Here is an 11,264-nt window from a genome sequence, read left to right as displayed (position 1 = left end):
AAGTGAAATAATCCTAATACCAGCACTCCAGACCGGCTAAACATATAACTTCACCAACACATCCTGTCGTTTAGGCCCTACTTGCTGGGTTAAGGGCTATGCCACCAGGTCGTTCTTGCGCGGCGCGAAGAGCACGGCGGTACCCGTCACGATCGCCGCAGCCACCAAGTAAAACGCTGGGGCGAGTTTATTTCCGGTGGTATCAATCAGCCACGTCGCGATCATCGGGGCTGTACCACCGAAGATGGCATTGGCCGTATTAAACGTCAGCGCGAAACCAGACAGGCGCACGTGCGTGGGGAACTGCTCGGAAAGGAAGGAGGGCAAGACGCCATCGTTAAGCGCCAGCACCCCACCCAGGCACACCTGGATGATGATGACGAGCAGAATGCCTGCGCCATCGAGAAGCATGAATGCCGGAATAATGGCAAGGCCCATAAAGAGCGCGGCGCACAGCATGGTGGTGCGCCGGCCTAGGCGATCGGACAGCAGGCCGGTCAATAGCGCAAAGCACACGTAGAACGCGGAAGCCACCGAGGAGGCGACAAACGCCGGGGTTTCTGCCATGCCCAGCTCCTCCGAAAGATAGGTGGGCAGGTAGGTCAAGATGACGTAGAAGCCAATCGCGTTGAGCACCGCGCCGGCAAAAGCAATGGCCAGGGCCTTGGGGTACTTCAGCACTTGGCGCAGCGGCGAAAGCTCAGTGTCCGCGTGCTTTTCAAAGCGGGAGGATTCCTCCGTGTGGCGGCGGATCCATAGGCCGTACAAGCCCAGCGGCAGCGCCACCAGGAAGGGAACGCGCCAGCCCCAGGAATGCAGGGCATCATCTTCAAGCACACCGGTAAGAAATGCCGCGATGAGCGAGCCCAAGAGCAACCCTGATGCGGTTGCCGATGGCACCACCGCGGCATAAATCCCGCGTTTTCCAGGTGGGGCAATCTCAGCCAGGTGCGTGGCGGCGCCGGCGTATTCACCGGCTGCGGAAAAGCCTTGCACCATGCGGCACAGCAGGAGCAAGAGTGTGGCCGCAAAGCCGATGGTCGCATACCCAGGCAATAGGCCGATGCAGGCGGTTGCCATCGACATCAATACGATGGAATAGGTCAGCGTGTGGATGCGGCCGTGCTTATCACCAATATGGCCCCAGACTATTCCGCCGATGGGGCGCACCAGGAATGACAGTGCGAAGAGCGCGAAGGTCAAAATTAGCGCGCGGCGGCCTTCCATTTCCGGGAAGAAGACGCGCGAGATAATCGCGGACATATAGATATAGGCCGCATAATCGAACCACTCAATGAACGTGCCGATGAAAGCGGCCTTGATGGCGGAAACGCGCTGTTCGTGTGAAGTGCCAGGAACGTCCACACCCGTTGGGGCAGATTCATCGCTCGCTGGCGGTGGGGCTATCAGAGGAGCCATGCTCCTCACCTCGTTTCTGTTGAGCTTCATTCGCAAAAATGGCGCAGCATAGTCTGCGCCCATAGCGACGAGCCTACAGAACTTACTATGGTTTAGATCACTTTCGTACACCTTTATTGCCTCTACTACAGGCTTTGCTTGCCGATGCCTCCCCTTCCCCACCCAACTCACAGCACTTAGCAGCAACCTTTCAGGCAGATTCAATGGCGAGCCCAGCCGCATGCCCCATACTTAAATCATGCGTTTGAGAGAGCGCATACGAGAGAGATAGAGAGAACCCCTCAGTTTCCAGAGGGCGGTGAAAACCGATACATGGAAACACCCTTGTAGAGAGAGACGTCAGCGGCACTCGGAACCGACAGGAACCGGGTGCCGCTGGCGTTTTACTAGTCACATTATTCGCCGCCGTTTTGCCCGCTGCCTCTGCCTGCCGCCGCTGGCTATCGCCTCGGCCCCGCTGCAAGGCCGAACCACCCGCGCTAGGCGGGCTTCTTCCGTGGGATTTCCTTATCGAAGTCAATGAGCCGTCCCAATGCCCAATCGCGGTCCGTAAGCAGCCGGGCAAATACCATCCCCGCGCCGATAGCGCCTACTACCATCAAACCGGTGGCCACATTCGCCACAGCCTGATCCATCTGTCCATCGTTGAGGTAATAAACCGCGCGGAACATCGTCACCCCAGGAATCATAATGACGGCGGCAGGCACGGTCGTGGTAATGCGCGGCAACCGCGCCTTTTGCGAGGCCACCGCTCCCAAGAGTCCGATAATCAGCCCGCCAATAAAAGCCGCAAAGTAGATGGTCGTGCCCAGTTCAAGGAGTCCCAGGCGCACCGCATTGGCCACGGTTCCCACGCTTGCGGCAACTAGGACCATGCGGCGCGAGGAATTAAAGAGGAAGGCAAAGCCCGCGATGCCGAAGAAGCTGGCGACAAAAGCCAGCAGGTACCACCGCGTATCCGGCGCGGGGACCGGCGGATCCGGGCTAAGATCCGTCAACCAACTGACCATGGAGACTGTAAACGTAGCGGTAAAGATGACCGTAAACGCATACCCCAGCCTGGCGATGCCCGCGTCAAAGTCAAAGCGCGCAATATCGATCAGGGCCGAAAACAGCGGGAACCCCGGAATCAAAAAGAGCACCGTCGCGACATAGCCCGAGGACAGCGAGCTCGGCTCTACCACCCCGGCAAATCCTAGGATCTCGATAAGAATAAAGAACGTGATGCTGGCTGCCGCGCCACCGGCGATGATCCCGCCAATTTGGTGCACGTGCTGGTGGAGCACCTCATAGCGCACGAACTGCCCCACGAACGCCGCCAGCGCGACGAGCCCTACCGCCTGCACCGGAAAGAAGTTCAGGAATGCAAACGCCGCGCACGCGACCGCGGCTGCGGTGGATAGAACCCACACATTCCAACGCTTTTTTACGTCACTTTCAATGGAATCGAGCATTCCCGAAAGCTCTTCTGCAGTAATTCCGGAGTACAGGCGGTTATGGGTGAGGTCCTCCAATGCCTCAATGCGGGAGGCATCAACGGCCGGCGAATGCGTGCGCGCAATCACGGTGCGAAAGGAGTCACCCCGGTGAAAGGTACAGGTAATCTGCGTTAGCCCCACGTTGGCATCCAAGTAGTCAAACCCTAGCGCCCGGGCGCTGCGCTTCATACCGCGCAGCACGCGATATCCCGATGTGCCAGCGCCCATCAGCATCATCCCGACACGCAACACGACGTCAGCTTCCACGCCCATCTGCCGGTGAAAATTCGGATCATACTGCGACGACAAATCTTTCACCTCTACCTCGCGGGAAAGCTGCGGGCCAGGCCGCCTTTCGCCGGCCATTGCCCCAGCTTCCACCCACATTTTGGCTGTTTCTTCTACCTTCCAGACTAGCGCACCGCCTGCCTACCCCGTGCCCCCTCTTAGCCTCCACTAACTTTCAGGAAAATTCCAGCTTTTTTCAATGCCTATAACAGGGTCTAGCGCCATACTTTCCTTAGCGTTTGAGAGAACGCAAGAGAGATAGAGAGAACCAGCTCCAGCGCCCTGCGGCCCTTTACTGAGGCCCGGGCGCTGGAGTTGTTTTCATCGAGTTCGCAATAGTCCCCTAGCCTTTACGGACTCGACGATTACAATTCATCAAAAGTTTCCATTATGTGAAACACCCCGTAATCTACGCGGTTTACGTTGGCTGGGTGACTCTCAGGGATGACCACGCCGACGCTAAGAACGGCATCGCGACTGCCACGGCCACTGGCCCGAGCAACGATAATTCATCGGAGCTCGTACGAAAGGCTACAAAGAGCCGACATAAGGAATGGTTGCTGGCTGCCGTACTTTTGGCGCCCAACCTCATCTTGCTGGCTATCTTTACCTACCGGCCGCTGCTGGATAATATTCGGCTTTCCTTTTTTAATTGGAATATTTCCAGTTCAAGCTCCACTTTTGTTGGCTTTGATAATTACGTGGAGTGGTTCACGCGCGATGACACAAAGACGATTGTATTAAATACCGTCATTTTCACCTTTTTCGCGGTCATCGGCTCCATGGTGATTGGGCTCGCGCTTGCACTTCTTCTCAATCAAAAAATCAGGGGTCGCAACTTTGCACGCTCGGTGGTCTTCGCGCCTTATGCGATCTCCGGTGCCGCGATTGGTATCGCCTTCCAATTCGTATTCGACCCCAACTTCGGATTGATTCAAGAAATCCTTGGGTGGTTTGGCATAAGTTCTCCAAACTTTTATGCCGTGCCTGGCTGGGCGTTGTTCATGGTGACATTCACGTTCGTGTGGAAAAACTTGGGCTATACGTTTGTCATCTACTTGGCTGCCCTACAGGGCCTAGATAAGGAATTAGACGAAGCTGCTGCCATTGATGGAACAGGCCGTTGGCGCAAATTCTGGCGCGTGACGATGCCGCAACTGCGCAATACCACCTTCTTCCTTTCCATTACGGTACTGCTCAACTCTGTGCAGGTCTTTGACATCATCAACGTCATGACCCGAGGCGGCCCACAAGGCAACGGCACCCAGACGCTGGTTTTTCAGATTTATAACGAAACCTTTGTCAATTTCCGCGCTGGTTACGGCGCCACTGCTGCGACAATCCTATTCCTCATCCTGCTCGTCGTTACGCTGATTCAGGTCCGCATCATGGATAAGCGAGGTTAACCACCCAATGGCTGATTCAAATCTTCACATGGTCACAGACTCTTCCCCTGTAGCTAGGCGCGCCAAGCTCATCGGCGGCTACGTGGGAATTATCCTCGTCCTCCTGCTCGTGGGACTGCCGTTGTTCTGGATTTTGATGACCTCATTCAAGGCCAGAGGTGACATTTACACCGACCCAGTTAACTGGCTACCGCCGACGTGGGAAACGAAAAATTACGCAGATGCCACCACGCGCGTTCCCTTCTGGACCTACCTGCGCAACTCGGTCTTCATTACCGCGGTACTATCCGCTATAAAAATTGTGCTTGGTGTCGTCTCCGCCTACGCCTTATCTATCCTTCGCTTCCCAGGACGCAATCTAGTCTTCATCGTAGTGATTTCTTCCCTGATGGTTCCTGCAGAAATCACGGTGATTTCCAACTATGCCTTGGTCAATTCCTTGGGCTGGCGCAATACCTTTGTCGGTATCATCGTTCCGCTGGCTGGTGTTGCCTTCGGCACTTTCCTCATGCGTAATCACTTTCTTTCCTTGCCGTATGAACTTGTGGAAGCTGCTCGCATGGACGGTGCCGGCCCCATTCGCTTACTCACCAAGGTGCTTCTTCCCGTTTCTTGGCCAACGCTGACAGCGTTTTCCGTGATCACACTAGTAAACGAGTGGAATACCTACTTGTGGCCTTTCCTGATGGCAGATACGGAACGTGTCGCTCCCTTGCAGGTGGGCCTGACCATGTTGCAAAACAATGATGGCGTTACTAACTGGGGCCCAGTAATGGCCGCTACCGTTCTAACCATTCTTCCGATGGTCGTCATCTTCCTTGGCCTGCAGAAATACATGATTCAAGGTCTCACCACTGGCGCCGTAAAAGGTTAGAAGATTTCTATCCCCATCGCGCTCGCCGTTTTCACCCACTTCTTCGCAATTTGACTTAAATATAAGGAGATACCCATGCTTCGCCGTAAGTTTCTCGCACTAGCTTCCACTGCTTCTACCGCTTCATTTCTTGCCGCTTGTGCTGGCACCTCATCTACGAGTTCCCAGGGCAGTAGCGACGGTGGCAATGGTGGCGAGGTCACGGAATTGACGTGGTGGTCCAACCACCCAGCTTCTTCAAAGGACATCGAAAAGGAAATCATCTCTCGCTTCGAGAAGGAAAACCCTGATATTAAGGTCAACCTTGTTGACGCTGGAAAGAACTACGAGGAGGCAGCACAAAAGTTTAATGCTGCACTCACCGGCTCTGATCTTCCAGACATCGTGGTTCTCTCCGATGTGTGGTGGTACAACTTCGCTATCAACGGGCAGATTGCCAATGTTGATGATCTAGCCAAAGAAGCCGATATTGACCTTTCAAGCTATGTCCAGCCACTCTATGAGGACTACAACTACGACGGCGGCCACTTCGCGCTTCCCTTTGCTCGGTCGACTCCCCTGTTCTTCTATAACAAGGACGCTTGGAAGAAGGCTGGCCTGCCGGACCGCGGACCGGAGTCTTGGGACGAAATGGATGAGTGGTCTAAAAAGCTCGCGAGCGCGGATTCCAAAATGAAGCCATTTGGCTGGGGCGACGCCGTTGGCTACCTGGGATGGATTTTCCAAGGCCCCTTGTGGTCTAAGGGCGGCGCCTACTCCGATGAGTGGGATTTGAAGTTCACTGATGGCAAAACCATCGAGGCTGTGGAATGGCTCAAGGATGTTACCGATAGCAAGAATGGCTATTCCTACATGGGCAATGACATGGCTATGGAATTCGGTACCGGACGCGCTGCAGCCACTGTCCTATCCACAGGCGACCTTGCAGGTATCTCTGATACCGCTGACTTCGAATTAGGAACCGCATTCCTTCCCAATCCAAAGGGAGACGGCGCTTGCCCCACCGGAGGTGCCGGTCTTGCCATTCCTTCCGGTATTAGCAAGGACCGCCAGTTGGCAGCCATTAAGCTGATTGATTTCATCACGAACGACGAAAACACCTCGTACTGGTCCCAAAATGTGGGTTACATGCCGGTCCGCTCTTCTGCTGCCGACAACGAGGAACAAAAGAAATTCATGGAAGAGAACCCGAATTTCGAGACTGCTATCAAGCAGCTTCCAGAAACTCGCCCACAGGACAACGCCCGTGTATTCCTCCCTGGTGCAGATCAGGAGATTGGTGGAGCCTTCGAGAAGATCGTCACCAACCGCGACGATGTCACCAAGGTGCTCACGGATCTGGAAAAGACTCTGCAGTCCATTTATGACAACCAGGTAAAGCCCGTCATTAACGGCTAACCGTGCCAATTCTCCTTAACATCTGAAAGGTAACACCATGGCTACTGTCACATTTGATGGAGCAAGCCGCATCTACTCCAAAGACGCGGAGCGTCCCGCAGTTGACCAACTCAATCTAGATATTGCCGATGGCGAATTTTTGGTCCTCGTCGGGCCTTCTGGCTGCGGAAAATCCACCAGCCTGCGAATGCTCGCTGGCCTTGAGCCAACGGACCGAGGTTCCATTCGGATCGGCGGAAAAGACGTCACTGGAGTCAGCCCATCAGATCGAGACGTAGCCATGGTCTTTCAGAACTACGCCCTGTACCCGAATATGTCGGTCGCGCAGAATATGTCCTTTGCTTTGGAGAACCGGAAAGTTCCCAAGGATCAGATTAAGACACGGGTGCAAGAAGCCGCGAAAATTTTGCAGATGGAGGATTTACTTGACCGAAAACCCGCGAATCTTTCAGGCGGCCAGCGTCAGCGTGTAGCGATGGGCCGCGCCATCGTGCGCGAACCTGCTGTATTCTGCATGGACGAGCCACTATCCAACCTGGATGCAAAACTACGCGTCTCTACCCGCGCGCAGATTTCAAATTTGCAACGCCGCCTAGGCACCACGACGGTGTACGTGACCCACGACCAGACCGAAGCAATGACCATGGGTGACCGCGTCGCAGTTCTTAACGCCGGTGTCCTACAACAAGTAGATACCACTCGTGAAATCTACGATCGCCCCCAAAACGTCTTCGTTGCCGGCTTTATCGGCTCCCCTGCGATGAATATCTACAACCTCGCACTCACCTCTAGCCAGCTTTCACTGGGGTCTACTCGCATCAACTTGGCCAATTACGACTTCGATGGTGCGCAATCCATTACCGTTGGCGTTCGCCCTGAAGATTGGGTGCACACAGAGGAAGGTGCGGAATTCACCGTTAAGCACGTTGAAGAGCTCGGCAATCAAACCTACCTCTATGGCGACTTGGCAGAATCCGGGGAGAATCTACAGTCGACGACCCGAATGGGCGGACAAACTGGCATGTTAGTAAGCGCTCGCCGTGATTGCACGGTGGGTGACACTTTCCGCGTTTCCCCAGATCCTGACCGCATCCACCTATTTAGTTCTTCTACTGGTGAGCGTCTAAACTAAAGTCGACAAAGCGAAGTTAACAATGTAAATTTCTACTTTGCCCGGTGTAGCAAAAATTCATTGTTACTCGATTGCCTGAGGCATCCACGCAATTCTGTTTCCCGCGGATATTGCTAAGGCCAACTGCATTCCACGAACGATAAAGCCAATCGAAAGGTCACTAACTGCCGATGCGCTCTCTAAAGAAGCTATCTGTCACTGCCCTTGCCACCACCGCCATTCTCGGTACTATCGCCGCGCCGGCAGCGAACGCAAAGAGCGACCCAGTACGTTCCATCATCGATCCTGGAACCTGCAAGACCATCACCAAGCTAGCTAACGAGGGCAAGCCGGTTCCAGATCCTTCCATCCTCCACGATGAGGACTCTGTAAAACCTTATTTCAGCGATGGCGTACTGAAGTACAAAGTGGCGGATAACTTCCCATACCGCAAGCAGCTGGACGCCGCCGTTGCCGAGTGGAATGAGGCTCTCGGGGGGAAGGCTTCCCTTCAGGAAGTAAAGCCTTCCGAAGCTGATGATGACACCATTTCCATCATCTACAATCCGGATCCTCGCGGCTACGTCCAGGGGTCGGCTTACCCAGATCACAAGTTGGTCTCCATCAAGATGCCCAACGCCACCTACCCTGAGGCGCTCCAAGGCACCATTGCTCACGAGCTAGGCCACATGATGGGCGCGGGGCATTCCTGTGCCGGCGCACTTATGGCAGGTTCCAATCAAAATCCAATCTCTTATCACGTAACCCCGCTTGATGCAGCGGCCATCATCCAAGGTCAGTTCGACTAAGCTTGCCTCGGCTTCTCCCCTGGTCCTGAACGGGAGCCAGGGGATTTTTATATGCCCAGTTTCGGGGTGTTGGATAAGCCGCGTTGGGCGAATATGGGCATCGGCTAGCAGCGCTGCTGCTAACGTTGCCCTTATTCAAAGGTTTGCACAAGTAAAGGAGCCTGCCCTATGGAGACGTGGGAGCCCACATTGTCCACTGGTACGTTGCTAGGGATTGCAGTTGCTGCGGTCGCTGTAATTTTGGTACTGGTCATATATTTCAAGCTCCATGCTTTTCTCACGCTGCTGGTGGTGTCCGCTCTGACGGCACTCGCGGCAGGCATACCACTCGAAGGCATTGTCCCTACGATGACGGAAAGTTTCAGCTCCACCCTTGGCTCGGTTGCGCTACTGGTGGGGCTCGGCGCCATGATCGGCCGGCTCGTGGAATCTTCCGGCGGTGCGAAATCGCTTGCCGATGCCATGGTTCGCCGCTTCGGCGAAAATAAAGCGCCTCTTGCACTCGGCGTCGCCTCGCTGATTATGGGCTTCCCTATCTTCTTTGATGCTGGGCTTATCGTGATGCTGCCGGTTATCTTTGCTGTTGCCCGCCGCTTGAATGGCCCAGTCCTTGCCTTTGGCTTGCCGGCCGCTGGCGCATTTTCTGTCATGCATGTCTACCTGCCACCGCACCCCGGTCCTGTCGCCGCAAGCGAATTCTACGGCGCCGATCTTGGCTTGGTGCTGCTCGTCGGCCTACTGCTGGCTCTGCCTACCTGGTATATCTCTGGCTACCGCTTTGGACTAGTGGCCGGAAAGAAATTCCCGTTCAAGGTCACTGACGCCATCGCCGGGCCCGTCCTTGATGAGGAAGAACAACCCTTAAAACCTGCGTCCGCCACCACAGTGATTTCCATCCTGCTCATCCCGATGGTGCTTATCTTCTTCAATACTGGGCTCAACGCTCTAGCTTCCTACGGCACCATTGATGCCGATGCCACGTGGGTCAGGTTCTTCGTCATGCTCGGCCAAACCCCAATCGCACTGCTGATTACGGTGCTTATCGCATTGGTAGTTCTGGGCCTGCGCCGCAGCGTGGAAAAGTCGGCGTTGGAAAAACTCGTTGACTCCTCGCTTGGCCCTATCTGTTCCGTCGTACTTATTACCGGTGCGGGCGGCATGTTCGGTGGAGTGCTTCGCACCTCCGGCATTGGCGATGCGCTTGCCGATTCCCTCTCCGGTCTCGGTATCCCCGTCATCCTGGCCTGCTATCTCATCGCCGTAGCCCTCCGCTTGGCACAAGGTTCGGCCACCGTCGCACTCACCACTGCTGCTGCCCTCATGGTCCCCGCCGTGGAGGCTGGCGGGTTCAACGAACTCCAACTCGCACTCATCGTCGTGGCCACCGCCGCCGGTTCGGTCTTTGGCTCTCACGTCAACGATTCCGGATTCTGGCTCGTCGGCCGCCTGATGGGTATGGATACCATGACAACTCTGAAGACTTGGACCGTCAACCAGATGCTCATCTCCATCATCGGTTTCACACTCGTCCTAGTCCTCTACGGCGTGGCCGCAGTCTTTTAGGCGCCGGTTTTAATCCAAGCCGCAGCGTCTTCTGCAATCTCTTCCGCTGGCCGCGTCACATCGAAGACGCGGCCAGTTTCATCTTCTTCCAAGGGCTCCAAGGTATCGAATTGCGATTGCAACAACGACGCCGGCATGAAATGTCCCGGACGGTGTTGCATCCGCTCATACAACACATCAAAGTTACCGTGTACGTGCACAAACGCCACGCTTGGGCAGTACTTTCTAATCAAATCCCGGTACTTTCGCTTCAGTGCACTGCACCCCACCATCGCGCCTTCTGGCCTATCCGCCAACCACTGACCGATCTGTTTTAGCCACGGCTCCCGGTCCTCATCATTCAGCGGCGTTCCCGCGGCCATCTTGTCGATATTTGCCTGCGGGTGCATGTCATCACCGTCGCGGTACTCTAGCCCTACCAGCGGCGACAGCACCTCCCCCACCGTTGTCTTGCCCGAGCCAGAGACTCCCATGACGACGACGTGACGGAATTTGTTCTGGTTCATGGTGACTCCTTGGGTTGGCTTTTTCTGTTCAGTTTATCCGCTTCGAGTTGCAAGACCCGAACTTTGAAATTACGGATGCAGATCTCGACGAGAAGCAGCTTCCTTTCCGAATTTTTCGTGGAATCCCCTATTCTGGCGAAGGTTACAAAGATCCTAGATTCCACAAATGAGGTACCCCCTCGTTTAGTGGACACCCGATGAGTGCGAATCATGTGTCCGTGAGAGTGGATGTTGAGAGTGTCTAATGGTTTGTGTGTGGGAACCAGGACCTGACCCCCATTCGGTGGACACCTGATATCCAGCCCAGTCGAGCTGGGAAGAAAGGTAATCTACCTTCATGTCCAGGTACTCCGAACAGTTCAAACGCGATGCCGTAGCCCTCTATGAGAACAACGAGGACCTCTCGCTGAAC

The 11,264-nt window shown here is 55.1% G+C and carries 9 protein-coding genes; 6 read left to right on the top strand and 3 right to left on the bottom strand.

Annotated features, from left to right (window positions below):
- Positions 1-96: 96 nt before the first annotated feature.
- On the bottom strand, positions 97-1,419 hold the full coding sequence (locus ABRP93_RS10995) for an MFS transporter (RefSeq protein WP_349863696.1): 1,323 nt from the start codon (positions 1,417-1,419) through the stop codon (positions 97-99).
- A gap of 479 nt (positions 1,420-1,898) precedes the next feature.
- Positions 1,899-3,170, bottom strand: coding sequence for a threonine/serine exporter family protein (locus tag ABRP93_RS10990; protein ID WP_198010522.1), 1,272 nt, complete (start codon positions 3,168-3,170; stop codon positions 1,899-1,901).
- A 446-nt stretch (positions 3,171-3,616) separates the two neighbouring features.
- Between ABRP93_RS10990 and ABRP93_RS10985 the strand changes: the two genes are divergently transcribed.
- The 6 genes from ABRP93_RS10985 (at position 3,617) to ABRP93_RS10960 (ending at position 10,346) form a co-directional block, all read left to right on the top strand.
- Complete coding sequence (locus ABRP93_RS10985; protein ID WP_034659666.1) at positions 3,617-4,591, top strand: carbohydrate ABC transporter permease; 975 nt, start codon at positions 3,617-3,619, stop codon at positions 4,589-4,591.
- A gap of 7 nt (positions 4,592-4,598) precedes the next feature.
- The gene (locus tag ABRP93_RS10980) at positions 4,599-5,465 is read left to right on the top strand and encodes a carbohydrate ABC transporter permease (protein ID WP_411702980.1); all 867 of its coding nucleotides are present in this window, start codon (positions 4,599-4,601) and stop codon (positions 5,463-5,465) included.
- Between the two features lie 75 nt (positions 5,466-5,540).
- Complete coding sequence (locus ABRP93_RS10975) at positions 5,541-6,863, top strand: ABC transporter substrate-binding protein (protein WP_023025555.1); 1,323 nt, start codon at positions 5,541-5,543, stop codon at positions 6,861-6,863.
- Positions 6,864-6,900: 37 nt separating this feature from the next.
- Positions 6,901-7,995 carry an ABC transporter ATP-binding protein gene (locus tag ABRP93_RS10970; RefSeq protein ID WP_349863694.1) on the top strand — a complete coding sequence of 365 codons (1,095 nt, stop codon included), beginning with the start codon at positions 6,901-6,903 and terminating at the stop codon, positions 7,993-7,995.
- Positions 7,996-8,165: 170 nt separating this feature from the next.
- Positions 8,166-8,783, top strand: a complete 618-nt coding sequence (locus ABRP93_RS10965; RefSeq protein ID WP_023025551.1) for a zinc metalloprotease — start codon at positions 8,166-8,168, stop codon at positions 8,781-8,783.
- A 168-nt stretch (positions 8,784-8,951) separates the two neighbouring features.
- A complete protein-coding gene (locus tag ABRP93_RS10960) occupies positions 8,952-10,346 on the top strand; it encodes a GntP family permease (RefSeq protein WP_023025548.1) in 1,395 nt (464 codons plus the stop codon).
- Here ABRP93_RS10960 and ABRP93_RS10955 read toward each other — a convergent pair.
- Positions 10,343-10,852: a gluconokinase gene (locus ABRP93_RS10955; RefSeq protein WP_023025546.1), complete on the bottom strand. Its 510-nt coding sequence runs from the start codon at positions 10,850-10,852 to the stop codon at positions 10,343-10,345. The two genes, ABRP93_RS10960 and ABRP93_RS10955, sit on opposite strands and share 4 nt — an antisense overlap.
- Between the last annotated feature and the right edge of the window lie 412 nt (positions 10,853-11,264).

This window comes from Corynebacterium sp. KPL2850, from assembly GCF_040225855.1.
In the GTDB taxonomy this organism is placed as follows: Bacteria; Actinomycetota; Actinomycetes; order Mycobacteriales; family Mycobacteriaceae; genus Corynebacterium.
This window is presented reverse-complemented; position numbering and strand designations above follow the sequence as displayed.

What these genes read in the sequence shown, in the direction of transcription:
- ABRP93_RS10995 (WP_349863696.1), bottom strand. Translation starts at nt 1,419, where the DNA reads ATGGCTCCTCTGATAGCCCCACCGCCAGCGAGCGATGAATCTGCCCCA.
- ABRP93_RS10990 (WP_198010522.1), bottom strand. Translation starts at nt 3,170, where the DNA reads ATGGGCGTGGAAGCTGACGTCGTGTTGCGTGTCGGGATGATGCTGATG.
- ABRP93_RS10980 (WP_411702980.1), top strand. Translation starts at nt 4,599, where the DNA reads ATGGCTGATTCAAATCTTCACATGGTCACAGACTCTTCCCCTGTAGCT.
- ABRP93_RS10975 (WP_023025555.1), top strand. Translation starts at nt 5,541, where the DNA reads ATGCTTCGCCGTAAGTTTCTCGCACTAGCTTCCACTGCTTCTACCGCT.
- ABRP93_RS10970 (WP_349863694.1), top strand. Translation starts at nt 6,901, where the DNA reads ATGGCTACTGTCACATTTGATGGAGCAAGCCGCATCTACTCCAAAGAC.
- ABRP93_RS10965 (WP_023025551.1), top strand. Translation starts at nt 8,166, where the DNA reads ATGCGCTCTCTAAAGAAGCTATCTGTCACTGCCCTTGCCACCACCGCC.
- ABRP93_RS10960 (WP_023025548.1), top strand. Translation starts at nt 8,952, where the DNA reads ATGGAGACGTGGGAGCCCACATTGTCCACTGGTACGTTGCTAGGGATT.
- ABRP93_RS10955 (WP_023025546.1), bottom strand. Translation starts at nt 10,852, where the DNA reads ATGAACCAGAACAAATTCCGTCACGTCGTCGTCATGGGAGTCTCTGGC.